The following is a 17781-nucleotide window of genomic DNA, read 5'->3' on the forward strand; positions in this document are numbered from 1 at the left end:
GGAACGGCGTTGAATTGCAGGCATAAAAAAAGCACCCCGAAGGGTGCTTTTTGGTTTCGCGGAAAGCTTAGCGCTTCAGCGAGGCCGGCAGGTGCGGCTGGATCGCCGTCAGCACTGCCTTGAAGCATTTGGTGTTGCCGGCAACGATGTGGCCTTTCTCAAGGAAGTCGTGACCACCGGTGAAGTCGCTCACCAGGCCGCCGGCTTCTTGAATCAGCAGGGCGCCTGCAGCCATGTCCCACTCGGACAGGCCCGATTCCCAGAACGCATCGAAACGACCGGCAGCTACGTAAGCCAGGTCCAGGCTCGCCGAACCGGCGCGGCGGATGCCGGCAGTCTGGCCAACCAGAGCGCGGAACATGCCCAGGTAGTTGTCGAGGTTGTCCATCTGGTCGTCACGGAACGGGAAGCCAGTGCCGAGCAGGGCGCCGTCGAGGCTGGTACGACCGCTTACGCGCAGACGACGACCGTTCAGTTGAGCGCCGCGACCACGGCTGGCGGTGAATTCTTCCTGGCGAACCGGATCCAGAACCACTGCGTGCTCCAGGCGGCCACGATATTTGCAGGCAATGCTCACTGCAAAGTGCGGAATGCCACGGAGGAAGTTGGTGGTGCCGTCCAGCGGATCGATGATCCACAGGTACTCTTCGCCTTCGATGCCGGTGCCAGCGTGCAGGCCGGTTTCTTCACCCTGAATCGAGTGATTCGGGTAAGCCTTGCGCAGGGCATCGATGATTTTCTGTTCAGCGGCGCGATCGACCTCGGATACGTAATCCTTGGCGTCTTTTTCGTCGACCTTGATGGTATCCAGGCGCTCGATGGAGCGGAAGATCAGTTCACTGGCGCTGCGGGCGGCGCGCAGCGCGATATTCAGCATGGGCTGCATGGATGTGTCACCTAAGGTTGTTAAAGAAAGCCGCGCATTCTATCAGAACTTTTCTTCAGGTGAAGGACGCTGTTCGCTTTCATAGCTTAACGGTAGGCTGTTCTGTAAGATTTGCCCCCCTTTCCCGTGTCCGAGAGCGCCTCCCTTGCTGCAGAACATTCGTGTCGTCCTGGTCAACACCAGCCACCCCGGCAACATCGGCGGGGCCGCGCGCGCCATGAAAAACATGGGTCTGTCGCGACTGGTGCTGGTCGATCCGCGGGTCTTCCCGCACCACGAGGCCGATGCCCGCGCCTCTGGTGCCGGTGACATCCTTGAAAACGCGCAAGTCGTCGCCACCTTGGAAGATGCTCTGGTCGGCTGCAATCTGGTGCTCGGCACCAGCGCCCGCGACCGGCGTATTCCCTGGCCGCTGCTCGATCCGCGCGAATGCGGCAACAAGGTGGTCGAGGAAGCCGGGCAGGGCGCCGAGATTGCTTTGGTGTTCGGCCGTGAAGATTCCGGCCTGACCAATGAAGAGCTGCAGCGATGTCATTTTCACGTGCACATCCCTTCCGACCCGACGTTCAGTTCGCTGAACCTCGGGGCGGCGGTTCAGGTGTTGAGTTATGAAGTGCGCATGGCCTGGCTGGCCGCACAGGGTCAGCCGAGCAAGGTCGAGAAAGAAGAAGTGGCCTCGGTGAAAAGCGCCGAGCTGGCGACCATGGATGAGCTGGAGCGATTCTATGAGCACCTGGAGCAGACGCTGGTCGCCATCGAATTCCTCGATCCGGAAAAGCCACGGCACTTGATGGCGCGCCTGCGCCGGTTGTACGGACGCAGCTCGGTCAGCCGGGCGGAAATGAATATTTTGCGTGGCATCCTCACGGAAACCCAGAAAGCGGCCCGTGGCGAGCTTCTAAAGCGGAAGGATTGAATGATGTTTGAGCGTTTGCGTGAAGATATCCAGAGCGTATTCCATCGAGACCCGGCGGCGCGTAACGCTTTTGAAGTCCTGACCTGCTACCCCGGCATGCATGCAATCTGGATTCATCGTCTGGCCGGCATGCTCTGGCGCAACGAGCTGAAATGGCTGGCGCGGCTGGTGTCGAACTTTGGTCGCTGGCTGACCGGGATCGAGATTCACCCGGGCGCCAAGGTCGGTCGGCGTTTCTTCATCGACCACGGCATGGGCATCGTCATTGGTGAAACCGCCGAGATCGGCGACGACGTCACCATCTATCAAGGCGTGACCCTCGGCGGCACCAGTTGGAACAAAGGCAAGCGTCACCCGACGTTGGGTGATGGCGTGGTGGTCGGCGCTGGCGCCAAGGTGCTTGGCCCGTTCACGGTGGGTGCCGGTGCCAAAGTCGGTTCCAATGCTGTGGTCACCAAAGAAGTGCCACCGGGCGCCACGGTGGTGGGGATTCCGGGGCGGATCATCGTCAAGACCGACGAAGAGCAGGACGCCAAGCGCAAAGCCATGGCGGAAAAGATCGGTTTCGACGCCTACGGTGTCAGCGAAGACATGCCCGACCCGGTGGCCCGCGCCATCGGCCAGTTGCTCGACCATCTGCAAGCGGTTGACGGGCGTCTGGAAGGCATGTGCGGCGCGCTGAAGGATCTGGGCAGCAATTACTGTGCGAAAGATCTGCCTGAACTGCGTGAAGAAGACTTCGCTTGCGTCAAAGGCAAGGACGAATCGAAAGCCGGCTGAACCGCGGCGCTGCTTTTCGCGAGCAGGCTCGCTCCCACAAGAGCAATGCATTCCAATGTGGGAGCGAGCCTGCTCGCGAAGAACGATCACGCGGTTCCGCTGGCTGTCCGCAGCCCGTCTTTGCTATAGTGCGCGCGCTCTTTTGCGGGTAAACCCGACTAAAGCACTAGGTCTTATAGTTGACTTAAATGCTCGGGAATTGCATACTCCCGCCCATTCCGAACTCCGTGGTAACTGTCCATGCGACTGACTACAAAAGGCCGATACGCCGTGACCGCCATGCTTGACCTGGCGTTGCACGCGCAGCACGGGCCGGTGTCTCTGGCCGATATCTCCGAGCGCCAAGGCATCTCCCTGTCCTACCTCGAGCAGCTGTTTGCCAAGCTGCGCCGCAGCAACCTGGTTTCCAGCGTTCGCGGTCCGGGTGGTGGCTACCAGTTGTCCCGCGACATGCAGGGCATCCAGGTCGCCCAGGTGATCGATGCGGTGAACGAATCGGTCGATGCCACCAAGTGCCAGGGCCAGGGCGATTGCCATTCCGGTGATACCTGCCTGACCCATCATCTGTGGTGCGACTTGAGCCTGCAGATTCACGAATTTCTGAGCGGTATCAGCTTGGCCGACCTTGTCACTCGCCGTGAGGTACAAGAAGTGGCCCAGCGTCAGGACCAGCGCCGTTGCAGCAGCAAGGCGCCACGCCTGGACAAGATTGAAGCGTCCGCCGTCGAATGACAGCCGAAGAGCTACCCGCGGCACGCCAGCCCTGATTTAGGAGATAGTCCATGAAATTGCCGATTTACCTTGATTACTCTGCAACCACCCCGGTTGATCCGCGCGTTGCGCAGAAAATGAGTGAATGCCTGCTGGTCGACGGAAACTTCGGTAACCCGGCGTCCCGTTCCCACGTGTTCGGCTGGAAGGCTGAAGAGTCCGTCGAAAACGCTCGTCGTCAGGTGGCCGATCTGGTCAATGCCGACCCGCGCGAAATCGTCTGGACCTCCGGTGCCACCGAATCCGACAACCTGGCGATCAAGGGCGCGGCACATTTCTACGCCTCCAAGGGCAAGCACCTGATCACCAGCAAGATCGAGCACAAGGCAGTCCTCGACACCATGCGCCAGCTGGAGCGTGAAGGCTTCGAAGTGACCTACCTCGAGCCGACCGAAGACGGTCTGATCACCCCGGCAATGATTGACGCCGCACTGCGCGAAGACACCATTCTGGTGTCGGTGATGCACGTCAACAACGAAATCGGCACCATCAACGACATCGCTGCCATCGGCGAGATGCTGCGCGCCAAAGGCGTGCTGTTCCATGTCGACGCGGCTCAGTCCACCGGCAAGGTCGAAATCGATCTGCAGAAGCTGAAAGTCGACATGATGTCGTTCTCCGCCCACAAGACTTATGGCCCTAAAGGCATCGGCGCGCTGTACGTCAGCCGCAAGCCGCGTGTGCGCATCGAAGCGACCATGCACGGCGGCGGTCACGAGCGCGGCATGCGTTCCGGCACCCTGGCGACCCACCAGATCGTCGGCATGGGCGAAGCGTTCCGCGTAGCCAAGGAAGACATGGCCGCTGAAAACGTGCGCATCAAAGCCTTGAGCGATCGCTTCTACAAGCAGGTCGAGCACCTGGAAGAGCTGTACGTCAACGGCAGCCTGACCGCCCGCGTTCCGCACAACCTGAACCTGAGCTTCAACTACGTTGAAGGCGAGTCGCTGATCATGGCGCTCAAGGATCTGGCGGTATCGTCCGGTTCGGCCTGCACCTCGGCGTCGCTGGAGCCTTCGTACGTACTGCGCGCCCTGGGCCGCAACGACGAACTGGCACACAGCTCGATCCGCTTTACCTTCGGCCGTTTCACCACCGAAGAAGAAATCGACTACGCCGCGCAGAAAGTCTGCGAGGCCGTTACCAAGCTGCGCGCTCTGTCGCCGCTGTGGGACATGTACAAAGACGGCGTCGATATCTCGAAAATCGAGTGGGCGGCACACTAACTATAGAAGCCGCCGGATACAGATCCTGTAGCGACGCGGCGTTAACGCAGCGCAGTTGCAGGGTCTCAAGAGCGGCCCTGATGAGTGAGGATTGAGAATCATGGCTTACAGCGAAAAGGTCATCGACCACTACGAAAACCCGCGCAACGTCGGCAAGATGAACGCGGAAGATCCTGATGTCGGCACCGGCATGGTCGGCGCTCCGGCGTGCGGCGACGTGATGCGTCTGCAGATCAAGGTCAACGATCAGGGCGTTATCGAAGACGCCAAGTTCAAGACCTACGGTTGCGGTTCGGCCATTGCCTCCAGCTCCCTCGCCACCGAGTGGATGAAGGGCAAGACCCTGGACGAAGCCGAAACCATCAAGAACACTCAGCTGGCCGAAGAACTGGCCCTGCCGCCAGTGAAAATCCACTGCTCCGTGCTCGCTGAAGACGCTATCAAAGCGGCTGTTCGCGATTACAAGCAGAAGAAAGGCTTGATCTGAATTTCAAGATTCGGCGACGAGTAAGGAGTCAACGATGGCTATCAGCATGACAGAAGCGGCTGCTCGACACGTGCGGCGCTCCCTCGATGGGCGCGGCAAAGGTGAAGGGATTCGTCTGGGTGTTCGCACCACAGGCTGTTCCGGCCTTGCCTACGTGCTGGAGTTTGTCGACGAGGTGGTGGCGGAAGATCAGGTGTTCGAGAGTCACGGCGAAAAAGTGATCATCGACCCGAAAAGCCTGGCCTACCTGGACGGCACCGAGCTCGACTTCGTCAAGGAAGGGTTGAACGAAGGCTTCAAGTTCAACAATCCCAACGTGCGCGGTGAATGTGGCTGCGGCGAAAGCTTCAACATCTGAGGCTGGTCGTGGGTATTCCTTGTCATTTCGCTTTATTCGAGCTGCAACCGAGCTTCCGCCTGGACCTCGAGCAGTTGGCCACGCGCTACCGTGAGTTGGCGCGCGGCGTCCATCCTGACCGCTTTGCCGACGCTTCCGAGCGCGAGCAGCGCTCGGCACTCGAGCAATCGGCGCGGCTCAACGACGCCTATCAGACGCTCAAGAGCCCGGCCCAGCGCGCACGCTACCTGCTGAAAATCAGCGGGCATGAAGTGCCGATGGAAGTCACCGTCCACGATCCCGAGTTTCTTCTGCAGCAGATGCAATGGCGCGAAGAGCTCGAAGATCTGCAGGACAGTGCCGACCTCGACGGTGTCGCGGTATTCAAGCGTCGTTTGAAGGCGGCTCAGGAACAGCTCAACGAAAGCTTCGCAGCCTGTTGGGATGATGCAGCGCAACGTGAACAGGCCGAACGCCTGATGCGGCGCATGCAGTTCCTCGACAAGCTCACCTACGAAGTGCGCCAGCTGGAAGAGCGCCTCGACGATTAACCCAGTGCTGCCCTGATTGCACGCTGACAGACAGACAAGACCTGATCACCATGGCTCTACTGCAGATCGCCGAACCCGGCCAAAGTCCTCAACCGCACCAGCGCCGTCTGGCTGTGGGCATCGACTTGGGTACTACCAATTCGCTGGTCGCTGCGCTGCGCAGTGGTCTTTCCGAACCGCTGGCCGACGCCAACGGGCAGGTCATCCTGCCGTCCGCCGTGCGTTATCACGCCGACCGCGTCGAAGTCGGTGAGTCCGCCAAGCTGGCGGCATCCTCCGATCCTCTTAACACCGTGCTTTCGGTCAAGCGCTTGATGGGTCGTGGTCTGTCCGACGTCAAGCAATTGGGCGAGCAACTGCCGTACCGCTTTGTCGGCGGCGAATCGCACATGCCGTTCATCGACACCGTGCAAGGACCGAAAAGCCCGGTTGAAGTCTCCGCCGATATCCTCAAGGTCCTGCGTCAGCGCGCTGAAGCGACCTTGGGTGGCGAACTGGTTGGCGCGGTAATCACCGTTCCTGCCTACTTCGACGATGCGCAGCGTCAGGCCACCAAAGATGCGGCCAAACTCGCCGGTCTGAACGTGTTGCGTCTGCTCAACGAGCCGACCGCTGCCGCTGTAGCGTACGGTCTGGATCAGCACGCCGAAGGTCTGGTGGCGATATATGACCTGGGCGGCGGTACTTTCGATATTTCCATTCTGCGTCTGACTGGCGGCGTCTTTGAAGTTCTGGCCACTGGCGGCGACAGCGCGCTGGGCGGCGATGACTTCGATCATGCGATTGCCGGGTGGATCATTGAGAGCGCTGGCCTGTCCGCGGATCTCGACCCGGGCGCACAACGCAATCTGCTGCAAACCGCTTGCGCGGCCAAAGAAGCTTTGACCGATGCAGCCAGTGTTGAAGTGGCCTACGGCGACTGGAAAGCGCCGCTGACCCGCGAAGCCTTCGATGCGCTGATCGAGCCAATGGTCGCGCGCAGTCTGAAAGCCTGCCGCCGCGCGGTTCGCGATTCCGGTATCGAACTCGAAGATGTCCACGCCGTGGTCATGGTCGGCGGTTCGACCCGCGTGCCACGTGTTCGTGAAGCCGTTGCAGAAGCCTTCGGTCGTCAGCCATTGACGGAAATCGATCCGGATCAAGTGGTGGCCATCGGGGCCGCGATCCAGGCCGACACCCTGGCTGGCAACAAGCGCGATGGCGGCGAACTGCTGCTGCTCGACGTGATTCCGCTGTCCCTGGGGCTGGAAACCATGGGCGGTCTGATGGAAAAGGTGATTCCGCGCAACACCACCATTCCCGTCGCCCGCGCTCAGGATTTCACCACCTATAAAGACGGCCAGTCGGCCATGGCAATCCACGTGTTGCAGGGTGAGCGCGAGCTGATCAGCGATTGCCGCTCTCTGGCACGGTTCGAATTGCGCGGCATTCCGGCGATGGTGGCCGGTGCGGCGAAAATTCGCGTGACCTTCCAGGTCGACGCCGACGGTCTGCTCAGCGTGTCTGCCCGTGAATTGGGCTCGGGCGTTGAAGCGAGTATTCAGGTCAAACCGTCCTACGGACTGACCGATGGCGAAATCGCCAAGATGCTCAAGGATTCGTTCCAGCACGCCAATGACGACAAGGTCGCCCGTGTTCTGCGTGAGCAGCAAGTCGATGCCCAGCGCCTGCTCGAAGCGGTGCAGGGCGCGCTGGAGGCCGATGGCGAGCGTCTGCTCGACGCCGAAGAGCGCATGGTCATCGAACTGCAAATGCAGGAACTGGCCGAACTGATGAAAGGTCCCGATGGCTACGCCATCGAGCAGCAGACCAAGCGTCTGTCGCAAGTGACCGATGCTTTTGCTGCCCGCCGCATGGATCTGACGGTGAAAGCCGCTCTGTCGGGGCGCAACCTGAATGAAATCGAGGATATCTGATGCCGCAGGTCATTTTTCTGCCCCACGAGAAGTTCTGCCCTGAAGGCATGGTGGTCGAGGCTGCGCCCGGCACATCGATTCTCGAACTGGCCCACGAACACCATATCGAGATGGAAAGCGCGTGCGGCGGCGTCTGCGCCTGCACCACCTGCCACTGCATCATCCGCGAGGGTTTTGACTCGCTGGAAGAGGCTGACGAGCTGGAAGAGGATTTCCTTGATCGTGCCTGGGGCCTTGAGGCGCAATCGCGTCTGGCTTGCCAGGCCATCGTCGGTGAGGAAGACCTCACCGTCGAGATTCCGAAATATTCGCTTAACCATGCGGCGGAAGCGCCGCACTGACTGGTAAGACTGTCATGAGCTACGGTTGGAATGATGTTCAACGCATTGCAGAAGAATTGGCGGAAGCCAAGCCGGATGTAAATCCGCTTTATGTCAATTTCGTCGACTTGCAGCGATGGATCATGGAACTGCCTGACTTCGACAACACCTCCGGCCGTGTCGGCGAGAAGGTGTTGGAAGCGGTTCAGGCGCTCTGGATCGAAGAAGTCGACTGATCGTCCTCGCAGGTTAGGCAATACCCAAGAACCCGCGTATAATTCGCGGGTTTAATTTTTCGCAAATTACCGTTTCTGGAGTTACACCATGGCTGTTCAACGTACTTTCTCCATCATCAAGCCTGACGCCGTTGCTAAAAACGTGATCGGCAAGATCACCACTCGCTTCGAAGACGCTGGCCTGCGCGTTGTAGCTTCGAAACTGAAGCAACTGTCCAAAGCCGAAGCCGAAGGCTTCTACGCTGAGCACAGCGAGCGCGGTTTCTTCGGTGACCTGGTTGCTTTCATGACTTCCGGCCCGGTTGTCGTTCAGGTTCTGGAAGGCGAAAACGCTATCGCTCGCAACCGTGAGCTGATGGGCGCTACCAACCCTAAAGAAGCTGCTGCCGGCACCATCCGTGCTGACTTCGCTGAATCGATCGACGCCAACGCCGTTCACGGTTCGGACTCCGAAGCTGCTGCCGCTCGCGAAATCGCTTACTTCTTCGCAGCTACTGAAGTAACCACTCGCTAAGCATTGCTTGCAGAGTGAAGGTGAATCCATGACTACATCGACTGTTAAAACAAACCTGCTGGGTCTGACCCAGCCGGAAATGGAAAAATTCTTCGACTCAATCGGGGAGAAGCGTTTCCGTGCCGGTCAGGTAATGAAATGGATTCACCACTTTGGCGTCGATGATTTCGACGCCATGACGAACGTCAGCAAAGCCTTGCGCGACAAGCTCAAGGCCATTGCTGAAGTGCGTGGTCCGGAAGTGGTCAGCGAGGACATCTCCAGCGACGGCACCCGTAAATGGGTGGTGCGCGTGGCGTCCGGCAGCTGCGTCGAGACCGTGTACATTCCCCAGGGCAAACGCGGCACCTTGTGCGTTTCGTCCCAGGCAGGCTGTGCCCTGGATTGCAGTTTCTGCTCCACCGGCAAGCAAGGCTTCAACAGCAACCTCACCGCCGCCGAAGTCATCGGTCAGGTGTGGATTGCCAACAAATCTTTCGGCAGCGTCCCGGCCACCGTCGACCGCGCCATCACCAACGTGGTGATGATGGGCATGGGCGAGCCGTTGCTGAACTTCGACAACGTCGTCGCCGCCATGCATCTGATGATGGATGACCTCGGCTACGGGATCTCCAAGCGCCGCGTGACCCTGTCCACCTCGGGTGTGGTGCCGATGATCGATGAGCTGGCCAAGCACATCGACGTATCCCTGGCGTTGTCCCTGCATGCACCGAATGACGCATTGCGTAACCAATTGGTGCCGATCAACAAGAAATATCCGCTTAAGATGCTGCTCGAGTCGTGCCAGCGCTACATGTCCGCCCTTGGCGAGAAACGTGTGCTGACCATCGAGTACACCTTGCTCAAGGACGTCAACGACAAGCTTGAGCACGCAGTGGAAATGATCGAGCTGCTTAAAGACATCCCGTGCAAGATCAACCTGATCCCGTTCAACCCGTTCCCGCACTCCGGGTACGAGCGGCCGAGCAACAATGCCATCCGCCGCTTCCAGGATCAGTTGCATCAGGCCGGTTTCAACGTCACCGTGCGCACCACCCGTGGTGAAGACATCGACGCCGCATGTGGTCAATTGGTAGGGCAGGTGCTGGATCGCACCCGTCGCAGCGAACGTTACATCGCCGTGCGCGAGTTGAGCGCCGACAGCGATCTGGCACAGAACGCCGCGAACACTAACTAAGAGAGGATCTCTATGTCCCTGCGCTTTGCGCTGCTGTTGCTGTTGGCCAGCCTGTGCGCTGGCTGTGTCCTGTCGGGTGACTACAACCCGATGAAGACCAGCAAGGGCCGCGATGAAGCGCGGGCTGCCTACGTGCAGCTGGGGCTGGGCTACCTGCAGCAGGGCATGACCGAGCGCGCCAAGGTGCCGTTGAAGAAAGCGCTGGAGCTGGACGGTTCCGACCCTGACGCCAATGCGGCCCTCGGTCTGGTGTTTCAGGCCGAGATGGAGCCGGCACTTGCCGACGAGCACTTTCGCAAGGCCTTGTCCTCACGTCCCACCGATGCACGCATCCTCAACAACTACGGCAGTTTTCTCTACGAAGAACAGCGCTACAAGGAAGCCTACGAGCGTTTTGAACAAGCGGCCGCCGATACCCTGTATCCTGAGCGCTCGCGGGTCTTCGAAAACCTCGGCATGACCGCCGCCAAGCTTGGCCAGCGTGATCTGGCCCAGCAACAGCTGGAAAAGGCGCTGCGCCTGAATCGCCAACAACCGCGCGCATTGCTGGAAATGGCTGAGTTGTCCTTCGAAGACAGGCATTATGTGCCCGCGCGTGACTATTACGACCGTTTCAGCCAGCTCACCGAACAAAATGCACGTAGTCTATTGCTCGGCGTTCGCCTGGCAAAAGTGTTTGAAGATCGCGACAAGGCAGCCAGTTACGGTCTGCAATTAAAACGACTCTATCCCGGTACGCCGGAATATCAGCAATACCTGTCGGAGCAATGATGAAAGCGGCGCATCCCGAAGTTGTAGCAGCGAATCGCGTAAATCCCGGTGAGACCCTGCGCCAGGCCCGCGAAAGCAATGGCTGGTCGCTGGCCGAAGTGGCCCTCAAGCTCAACCTCACCGTGACGTCCCTGAGCAATCTTGAAGCCGGCGCTTTCGACAAGCTGCCGGGGCATACCTTCGCTCGCGGTTACATTCGCGCCTATGCCAAGTTGCTCGGCATGGACCAGACCGTTCTGGTTCAGCAATTCGACCAGTCCACCGGCACCGATTCCCAGGGCAGCAACGTTCATGCCCTCGGTCGTATCGAAGAGCCGGTGCGCGTTTCCCACACCATTTTGCGTATCGTCAGCCTGTTGCTGCTGATCGCGGTCATCGGTGGCGGTTTCGTCTGGTGGCAGGATCAGACCTCGCAGCGCACCCGCGATCTGACCAGCCTGGCGCCTGAACACGTCGAAGTCGAAGGCGCGGACGGCACCACGCAGATCCACCCGATCGACGAGCCGGAAGATCAGGCTGTCGCCGAAAATCAGGCTGACAATTCGACATCGCTGGCCTTGCCGCAGTCGGAAACCAGTGCTGAATCCACCGGTGCCGAGTCCGCAGCGCCAGCAACCGAGCCGGCTGCCCCGGCAGTTGCGCCAAGCGCTCCGGCACCGACGCCTGCGCCAGTGGTGGCGGCTCCGGCCACTCCAGCGCCGAATGTCCCAGCGACACCTGCCCCGACCGCGCCGGTTGCTCAAGCGCCAAGCGCTGAAGCAGCTGCGCCGGTCGCCGGCGAAGGCCAGGTGCAGTTGCAGTTCACCGGCGATTGCTGGGCACAGGTGACCGATGGCCGTGGCAAAGTGATTTTCAGCGGCCTGAAGCATAAAGGCGACAGCGTGAGTGTTTCCGGCAAGCCGCCGCTCGCCGTACGTCTGGGCGTTGCCCGCGCGGCACAGGTCAGCTACAACGGCCAACCGGTCGATATCGCTCCGTTCACCAGTGGCGAGACTGCTCGCCTGAAGTTGGGTCAATAAGTCATGCACGGCGAATCTCCAATCAAACGTCGCGAATCGCGCAAGATCTGGGTCGGCAACGTACCGGTGGGCGGCGACGCGCCGATCGCTGTGCAGAGCATGACCAACAGCGACACCAATGACGTCGCCGCGACCGTGGCGCAGATCAATCGTCTGGAAGCCGCCGGCGTCGACATCGTTCGCGTCTCGGTGCCGGACATGGACGCCGCCGAGGCGTTCGGCAAGATCAAGCAACTGGTCAAAGTGCCGTTGGTGGCTGACATCCACTTCGACTACAAAATCGCCTTGCGCGTGGCCGAACTGGGTGTGGACTGTCTGCGCATCAATCCGGGCAACATCGGTCGCGAAGACCGCGTGCGTGCCGTGGTCGATGCGGCGCGTGATCGCGGCATTCCGATCCGCATCGGCGTCAACGCCGGTTCCCTGGAAAAAGACCTGCAAAAGAAATACGGCGAGCCGACCCCGGCCGCATTGGTCGAATCCGCTCTGCGTCACGTTGAACACCTCGAACGCCTGAATTTCCAGGACTTCAAGGTCAGCGTGAAAGCCTCCGACGTGTTCATGGCCGTCGAAGCCTACCGCCTGCTGGCGAAGGAAATCGTCCAGCCGCTGCACCTCGGCATCACTGAAGCTGGCGGTTTGCGCTCGGGCACGGTGAAATCCGCCGTGGGCCTAGGTATGCTGCTCGCCGAAGGGATTGGCGATACTATCCGCATCTCGCTGGCGGCCGACCCGGTCGAGGAAGTGAAGGTCGGTTACGACATTCTCAAGTCTTTGCATCTGCGTTCCCGTGGCATCAACTTCATCGCCTGCCCGAGCTGCTCGCGGCAGAACTTCGATGTGGTCAAGACCATGAACGAGCTGGAAGGGCGCCTTGAAGACCTGCTGGTGCCGCTGGATGTCGCGGTCATCGGTTGCGTGGTCAACGGCCCCGGCGAAGCCAAGGAAGCCCATATCGGCTTGACCGGCGGCACGCCAAACCTGATTTACATCGACGGCAAGCCGTCGCAGAAGCTGACGAATGACAATCTGGTGGACGAGCTGGAAAAGCTGATCCGCCAGAAAGCGGCCGAAAAGGTCGAAGCTGACGCTGCCGTTATCGCGCGCGGCTGATCGAACGAATTAAGGAAATTTTGTGAGCAAGTCTCTGCAAGCCATTCGTGGCATGAACGACATCCTGCCCGAACAGACCCCGCTGTGGCGTTATTTCGAAGGCACTGTGGCGCGTCTGCTGGATAACTACGGTTACAAGCAGATCCGCATGCCGATCGTCGAGTTCACCGAGCTGTTCAAGCGCTCGATCGGCGAAGTCACCGATATCGTCGAAAAAGAGATGTACACCTTCGAAGACCGCAACGGTGATTCCCTGACCCTGCGTCCGGAAGGTACTGCTGCGTGCGTGCGTGCCGTGCTTGAGCACGGCATCACCGGCGGTGGTCAGGTGCAGAAACTCTGGTACATCGGCCCGATGTTCCGCCACGAGCGTCCGCAAAAAGGCCGTTATCGCCAGTTCCACCAGATCGGTCTGGAAGTGTTCAACCTCGACGGTCCGGACATCGACGCCGAACTGATCATCATGACCTGGCGCCTGTGGGGCGAGCTGGGCATTCGTGATGCGGTCAAGCTCGAACTCAACAGCCTTGGCACCAGCGAATCCCGTGGTCGCTATCGTGAAGCGCTGGTCGAGTACCTCTCGGCGCACCACGACAAGCTCGATGAAGACAGCCAGCGTCGTCTGAAAACCAACCCGCTGCGCGTGCTCGACACGAAAAATGCCGACACTCAAGCGGTGTTGGTTGATGCGCCGAAAATGGCCGACTACCTCGACGACGAGTCCCGCGCTCACTTCGAAGGCCTGAAGGCGCGTCTGGATGCCGTCGGCATTCCTTACGTGCTCAACCCGAAACTGGTGCGTGGCCTCGATTACTACAGCAAAACCGTTTTCGAATGGGTCACCGACAAGCTCGGCGCCCAGGGCACCGTGTGCGCGGGCGGCCGTTACGACGGTCTGGTCGAGCAGATGGGCGGCAAGCCAACCCCGGGCGTCGGTTTCGCCATGGGCATCGAGCGTCTGGTGTTGATGCTCGAAACCCTTGAGCAGATTCCGCAGGAAATTTCCCGTCAGGTCGACGTCTACCTCTGCGCCTTCGGTGAAGAAGCCGAGCTGGCCGGTCTGGCCCTGGCCGAACGGGTTCGCGATCAACTTCCAAACCTGCGCCTGCAAGTCAATGCCGGCGCCGGCAGTTTCAAAAGCCAGTTCAAGAAGGCCGACAAGAGCGGTGCGCTGTACGCATTGATCCTCGGTGACGACGAAATGGCCCAGCAAGTGGTAGGTTTCAAACCCCTGCGTGGCCAGGGCGAACAACAAAGCATTGCCTGGGATGCGCTTGCCGCTCACCTGGCCACCTGCGTCGTGCAGGGTTGAAGCTGTCTTAACAGCCGATTTAGCGATTAAGGAGTATTGGGGTGTCGAGTACCGAAGACGAACAGTTGGCGGATTTGAAGGACTGGTGGACACGCAACGGCAAACCTCTGGTCACCGGCGGCCTGTTGGCGCTGGTCATCGTGTTCGGCTGGCAGGCCTATCACAAGTACCAGAGCAACCAGTCGCAAGGCGCCTCGGTGCTCTATCAGCAATTGCTGGAAACCACGCTGACGCCTGACGGCAAGCCTGATGCCGCCCGCGTTGCGGATCTGGCCGGCAAGCTCAACAGCGAGTACGGCGGTTCTGCCTATGCGCAATACGGCAGCCTGTTCGTCGCCAAAGTGGCGGTCGACAGCGGCAAGCTGGACGACGCGGCAACCGAACTCAAAGCCATCGTCGACAAACCGGCCAACCCGGCGCTGGGCGAAATCGCCCGTCAGCGTCTGGCGCAGGTGCTGGGCGCGCAGGACAAGGCCGAAGACGCCCTGAAACTGCTCGACGGCGATGCCGACAAAGCGTTCCTGGCCACTCGCGAAGAACTCAAGGGCGACCTGCTGGTGCGCTTGGGCCGTACCGATGACGCGAACAAGGCGTATCAAAAAGCCAAGGCGGCACTGTCGGATGAAGCGGCGGTCGGTGGCCTTCAAATCAAGCTCGACGACCTGGCCAAAGGGGATGCGTGACGTGATCCGTTGGAAGCATGCAGCATTGCTGGCTCTGGCCCTTCTGGCCGCGGGTTGCAGCAGCAACAGCAAGAAAGAATTGCCACCGGCCGAACTGACCGACTTCAAAGAAGAAGTCGTTCTGCAGAAGCAGTGGAGCCGCTCGATCGGTGACGGTCAGGGCGAAACCTACAACATGCTGGTGCCGGCGATCGACGGTGACACCATCTACGCCGCCGATGTGACTGGTGTGGTGATGGCGCTGGATCGCAGCAACGGCGACGTGAAGTGGGACCAGGATCTGGAACTGCCTGTCTCCGGCGCCGTCGGCGTGGGTTATGGTCTGGTACTGATCGGTACCCTGCGTGGCGAAGTCGTCGCTCTGGACACCAGCAACGGTGAAGAGAAGTGGCGTGCCCGCGTCAACAGTGAAGTGCTCGCGCCGCCGGCCAACAATGGCGACGTGGTGGTGGTGCAGACCCAGGACGATCGTCTGATCGGTCTGGACGCTGCCACCGGCAACCAGCGCTGGGTGTATGACAGCACCCCGGCGGTCCTGACCCTGCGTGGCACCAGTGCTCCGCTGGTGACCAACCGTCTGGCCGTAGCTGGCCTGTCGACCGGTAAAGTGGTCGCGCTGGACATCTCCAACGGCGTGCCGGTGTGGGAACAACGCATCGCCATTCCACAAGGTCGTTCGGAGCTGGAGCGCGTGGTCGACATCGACGGCGGTCTGCTGCTGTCCGGCGGTACGCTGTACGTGGCCAGCTATCAGGGTCGCGTTGCGGCGCTGGACCTGGAAAGCGGTCGTCAACTGTGGCAGCGCGATGCGTCGAGCTACGCCGGTATCGCTCAGGGTTTCGGCAGCGTCTACGTGAGCCTGTCCTCGGGCACCGTTGAAGGCGTCGACGAGCGTTCCACCACCGCACTGTGGAGCAACGATTCGCTGGCTCGCCGTCAACTGTCGGCACCGGAAGTGTTCTCCAGCTACGTAGCTGTGGGTGACCTGGAAGGTTATCTGCATCTGCTGAGTCAGGTCGACGGTCGTTTCGTCGGCCGTGAGCGCATCGACAGCGACGGCCTGCGTGCTCGTCCGCTGGTGGTGGGCGACACGATTTATGTGTATGGCAACAGCGGCAAACTGGAAGCCCTGACCATCAAGTAACAACTATGCTTGGGGTTCATCCCCAAGCGGCCCTGCATCAGCAGGGTTTGCAGCGCCCCCGGGTGTTGCCCCGAGCACCAGCCGCTGCCTCGCAGCGGCTTTTGTATTTTCTGAAATAACGAAGTGGAGAGCCGCATGGTTCCCGTAATCGCCCTGGTGGGCCGACCGAACGTCGGCAAGTCCACCTTGTTCAACCGCCTGACCAGGACTCGTGACGCCATCGTCGGCGACCTGTCCGGTCTGACCCGTGATCGCCAGTACGGTGAGGCCAAGTGGCAAGGGCGTTCCTACATTCTGATCGACACCGGCGGTATCTCCGGTGACGAACATGGTATGGACGAAAAAATGGCCGAGCAGTCGCTGCTGGCCATCGAAGAAGCCGATGTGGTGCTGTTTCTGGTAGATGCCAAGGCCGGTTTTACCGCTGCCGACCAGATGATCGCCGAGCATTTGCGCAAACGTAACAAGCGTTCCCACGTGGTGGCCAACAAGGTCGACAACATCGACCCGGAAATGGCCCGCGCCGAATTCGCCCCGCTGGGCATGGGCCACGCGATCCCGATCGCTGGCGCCCACGGCCGTGGCATCACGCAACTGCTGGAAGCCGCCCTGAGCGAGTTCCCGCGCGATGATGACGAGCCGGCTGAAGGTGAAGAGGAAGAAGTCGTTGCCGAAGGCGAGGAAGCCAAGCGCATTCCTGGTCCGAGCGAAAAAGACGGGATCAAGATCGCCATCATCGGTCGTCCGAACGTCGGCAAGTCGACCCTGGTCAACCGCATGCTTGGTGAAGACCGGGTCATCGTGTACGACCAGCCGGGCACCACCCGCGACAGCATCTACATTCCGTTCGAGCGCAATGAAGAGAAGTACACGCTGATCGACACCGCCGGTGTGCGCAAGCGCGGCAAGATCCACGAAGAAGTCGAAAAATTCTCCGTGGTCAAAACCCTGCAGGCGATCAAAGACGCCAACGTGGTGATCTTCGTGATGGACGCCCGCGAGGGTGTGGTCGATCACGACCTGAACCTGCTGGGCTTCGCGATCGAATCCGGTCGTGCGCTGGTCATCGCGATCAACAAGTGGGATGGCATGACGCCGAGCGAGCGCGACTTTGTGAAAGTCGAGCTGCAACGTCGGCTGTTCTTCGTCGACTACGCCGACATTCACTTCATCTCGGCGTTGCACGGCACGGGCGTGGGCAACCTCTACGCTTCGGTGCAGAACTCGTTCAAGTCCGCTGTTACCCGCTGGCCGACCAACCGTCTGACCCAGATTCTCGAAGATGCGGTGGGCGAGCACGCGCCGCCGATGGTCAACAACCGCCGGATCAAGCTGCGTTACGCTCACCTCGGTGGTGCGAACCCGCCGATCATCGTGATCCACGGTAACCAGATCGAGAAAGTGCCGAAGTCGTACGTGCGCTATCTGGAGAACACTTACCGTCGTGTACTCAAGCTGGTCGGTACGCCGATCCGCATCGAGTTCAAGGGCGGCGAGAACCCGTACGAAGGCAACAAGAACACGCTGACCGACCGCCAGGTCAACAAGAAGCGTCGCTTGATGTCGCACAACAAGAAAGCCAGCAAGAAGCGCCGCGACAAGAAGTGATCCGAGGCCCTGCA

Annotated in this window: 20 protein-coding genes; 19 read left to right on the forward strand and 1 reads right to left on the reverse strand. The window is 60.2% G+C overall.

Annotated elements, in window-relative coordinates; genetic code table 11:
- Window positions 1–67: 67 nt before the first annotated feature.
- On the reverse strand, window positions 68–886 hold the full coding sequence (gene suhB / locus ACV8MC_RS11940; RefSeq protein ID WP_016773320.1) for a type III secretion system regulator SuhB: 819 nt from the start codon (window positions 884–886) through the stop codon (window positions 68–70).
- Window positions 887–1031: 145 nt separating this feature from the next.
- Here suhB and trmJ point away from each other — a divergent pair, with 145 nt between their 5' ends.
- The 19 genes from trmJ to der all read left to right on the forward strand — a co-directional run bounded on the left by trmJ (window position 1032) and on the right by der (window position 17767).
- Window positions 1032–1802: a tRNA (cytosine(32)/uridine(32)-2'-O)-methyltransferase TrmJ gene (trmJ, locus tag ACV8MC_RS11945; RefSeq protein WP_041479930.1), complete on the forward strand. Its 771-nt coding sequence runs from the start codon at window positions 1032–1034 to the stop codon at window positions 1800–1802.
- A 3-nt stretch (window positions 1803–1805) separates the two neighbouring features.
- The gene (gene cysE, locus ACV8MC_RS11950; protein WP_024014221.1) at window positions 1806–2582 is read left to right on the forward strand and encodes a serine O-acetyltransferase; all 777 of its coding nucleotides are present in this window, start codon (window positions 1806–1808) and stop codon (window positions 2580–2582) included.
- 240 nt (window positions 2583–2822) lie between these two features.
- Window positions 2823–3314 carry a Fe-S cluster assembly transcriptional regulator IscR gene (gene iscR, locus ACV8MC_RS11955; protein ID WP_016773323.1) on the forward strand — a complete coding sequence of 164 codons (492 nt, stop codon included), beginning with the start codon at window positions 2823–2825 and terminating at the stop codon, window positions 3312–3314.
- A gap of 50 nt (window positions 3315–3364) precedes the next feature.
- Window positions 3365–4579, forward strand: a complete 1215-nt coding sequence (locus tag ACV8MC_RS11960; protein WP_016773324.1) for an IscS subfamily cysteine desulfurase — start codon at window positions 3365–3367, stop codon at window positions 4577–4579.
- 100 nt (window positions 4580–4679) lie between these two features.
- On the forward strand, window positions 4680–5066 hold the full coding sequence (iscU, locus tag ACV8MC_RS11965) for a Fe-S cluster assembly scaffold IscU (protein WP_003227907.1): 387 nt from the start codon (window positions 4680–4682) through the stop codon (window positions 5064–5066).
- A gap of 34 nt (window positions 5067–5100) precedes the next feature.
- The gene (gene iscA / locus ACV8MC_RS11970) at window positions 5101–5424 is read left to right on the forward strand and encodes an iron-sulfur cluster assembly protein IscA (protein WP_003227904.1); all 324 of its coding nucleotides are present in this window, start codon (window positions 5101–5103) and stop codon (window positions 5422–5424) included.
- Window positions 5425–5432: 8 nt separating this feature from the next.
- Complete coding sequence (hscB, locus tag ACV8MC_RS11975; RefSeq protein WP_016773325.1) at window positions 5433–5954, forward strand: co-chaperone HscB; 522 nt, start codon at window positions 5433–5435, stop codon at window positions 5952–5954.
- Between the two features lie 50 nt (window positions 5955–6004).
- Window positions 6005–7870 (forward strand): Fe-S protein assembly chaperone HscA, encoded by a 1866-nt coding sequence (gene hscA / locus ACV8MC_RS11980; RefSeq protein ID WP_457265365.1) that lies wholly within the window; start codon window positions 6005–6007, stop codon window positions 7868–7870.
- Complete coding sequence (gene fdx, locus ACV8MC_RS11985) at window positions 7870–8211, forward strand: ISC system 2Fe-2S type ferredoxin (RefSeq protein WP_016773327.1); 342 nt, start codon at window positions 7870–7872, stop codon at window positions 8209–8211. Before hscA ends, fdx begins: the two co-directional genes overlap by 1 nt.
- 14 nt (window positions 8212–8225) lie before the next feature.
- Entirely contained in the window at window positions 8226–8426 is a 201-nt protein-coding gene (iscX, locus tag ACV8MC_RS11990) for a Fe-S cluster assembly protein IscX (protein ID WP_315435904.1), read from the forward strand.
- A gap of 88 nt (window positions 8427–8514) precedes the next feature.
- Window positions 8515–8940, forward strand: coding sequence for a nucleoside-diphosphate kinase (gene ndk / locus ACV8MC_RS11995; protein WP_024014216.1), 426 nt, complete (start codon window positions 8515–8517; stop codon window positions 8938–8940).
- A gap of 28 nt (window positions 8941–8968) precedes the next feature.
- Window positions 8969–10117, forward strand: coding sequence for a 23S rRNA (adenine(2503)-C(2))-methyltransferase RlmN (gene rlmN, locus ACV8MC_RS12000; RefSeq protein WP_024014215.1), 1149 nt, complete (start codon window positions 8969–8971; stop codon window positions 10115–10117).
- A gap of 12 nt (window positions 10118–10129) precedes the next feature.
- Window positions 10130–10888 (forward strand): type IV pilus biogenesis/stability protein PilW, encoded by a 759-nt coding sequence (gene pilW, locus ACV8MC_RS12005; RefSeq protein WP_073473307.1) that lies wholly within the window; start codon window positions 10130–10132, stop codon window positions 10886–10888.
- Window positions 10888–11907: a RodZ domain-containing protein gene (locus ACV8MC_RS12010; RefSeq protein ID WP_236168945.1), complete on the forward strand. Its 1020-nt coding sequence runs from the start codon at window positions 10888–10890 to the stop codon at window positions 11905–11907. Before pilW ends, ACV8MC_RS12010 begins: the two co-directional genes overlap by 1 nt.
- 3 nt (window positions 11908–11910) lie before the next feature.
- The gene (ispG, locus tag ACV8MC_RS12015; protein ID WP_016773332.1) at window positions 11911–13020 is read left to right on the forward strand and encodes a flavodoxin-dependent (E)-4-hydroxy-3-methylbut-2-enyl-diphosphate synthase; all 1110 of its coding nucleotides are present in this window, start codon (window positions 11911–11913) and stop codon (window positions 13018–13020) included.
- A 22-nt stretch (window positions 13021–13042) separates the two neighbouring features.
- Window positions 13043–14332: a histidine--tRNA ligase gene (hisS, locus tag ACV8MC_RS12020; RefSeq protein WP_252882632.1), complete on the forward strand. Its 1290-nt coding sequence runs from the start codon at window positions 13043–13045 to the stop codon at window positions 14330–14332.
- 41 nt (window positions 14333–14373) lie between these two features.
- The gene (locus tag ACV8MC_RS12025) at window positions 14374–15015 is read left to right on the forward strand and encodes a tetratricopeptide repeat protein (protein ID WP_016773334.1); all 642 of its coding nucleotides are present in this window, start codon (window positions 14374–14376) and stop codon (window positions 15013–15015) included.
- Window positions 15008–16159, forward strand: coding sequence for an outer membrane protein assembly factor BamB (gene bamB / locus ACV8MC_RS12030; protein WP_016773335.1), 1152 nt, complete (start codon window positions 15008–15010; stop codon window positions 16157–16159). Before ACV8MC_RS12025 ends, bamB begins: the two co-directional genes overlap by 8 nt.
- A 135-nt stretch (window positions 16160–16294) precedes the next feature.
- A complete protein-coding gene (gene der, locus ACV8MC_RS12035; RefSeq protein ID WP_024014210.1) occupies window positions 16295–17767 on the forward strand; it encodes a ribosome biogenesis GTPase Der in 1473 nt (490 codons plus the stop codon).
- The last annotated feature ends 14 nt before the right edge of the window (window positions 17768–17781 follow it).

This window comes from Pseudomonas sp. PK-RTE-24, assembly GCF_054052265.1.

Bases quoted from the DNA above. Each gene is read 5' to 3' on its own strand.
- rlmN (WP_024014215.1), top strand. From the start codon at position 8,969: ATGACTACATCGACTGTTAAAACAAACCTGCTGGGTCTGACCCAGCCG.
- ACV8MC_RS12010 (WP_236168945.1), top strand. From the start codon at position 10,888: ATGAAAGCGGCGCATCCCGAAGTTGTAGCAGCGAATCGCGTAAATCCC.
- iscU (WP_003227907.1), top strand. From the start codon at position 4,680: ATGGCTTACAGCGAAAAGGTCATCGACCACTACGAAAACCCGCGCAAC.
- fdx (WP_016773327.1), top strand. From the start codon at position 7,870: ATGCCGCAGGTCATTTTTCTGCCCCACGAGAAGTTCTGCCCTGAAGGC.
- iscX (WP_315435904.1), top strand. From the start codon at position 8,226: ATGAGCTACGGTTGGAATGATGTTCAACGCATTGCAGAAGAATTGGCG.
- cysE (WP_024014221.1), top strand. From the start codon at position 1,806: ATGTTTGAGCGTTTGCGTGAAGATATCCAGAGCGTATTCCATCGAGAC.
- hscA (WP_457265365.1), top strand. From the start codon at position 6,005: ATGGCTCTACTGCAGATCGCCGAACCCGGCCAAAGTCCTCAACCGCAC.
- iscR (WP_016773323.1), top strand. From the start codon at position 2,823: ATGCGACTGACTACAAAAGGCCGATACGCCGTGACCGCCATGCTTGAC.
- ispG (WP_016773332.1), top strand. From the start codon at position 11,911: ATGCACGGCGAATCTCCAATCAAACGTCGCGAATCGCGCAAGATCTGG.
- bamB (WP_016773335.1), top strand. From the start codon at position 15,008: ATGCGTGACGTGATCCGTTGGAAGCATGCAGCATTGCTGGCTCTGGCC.
- der (WP_024014210.1), top strand. From the start codon at position 16,295: ATGGTTCCCGTAATCGCCCTGGTGGGCCGACCGAACGTCGGCAAGTCC.
- pilW (WP_073473307.1), top strand. From the start codon at position 10,130: ATGTCCCTGCGCTTTGCGCTGCTGTTGCTGTTGGCCAGCCTGTGCGCT.
- suhB (WP_016773320.1), bottom strand. From the start codon at position 886: ATGCAGCCCATGCTGAATATCGCGCTGCGCGCCGCCCGCAGCGCCAGT.
- ndk (WP_024014216.1), top strand. From the start codon at position 8,515: ATGGCTGTTCAACGTACTTTCTCCATCATCAAGCCTGACGCCGTTGCT.
- ACV8MC_RS11960 (WP_016773324.1), top strand. From the start codon at position 3,365: ATGAAATTGCCGATTTACCTTGATTACTCTGCAACCACCCCGGTTGAT.
- iscA (WP_003227904.1), top strand. From the start codon at position 5,101: ATGGCTATCAGCATGACAGAAGCGGCTGCTCGACACGTGCGGCGCTCC.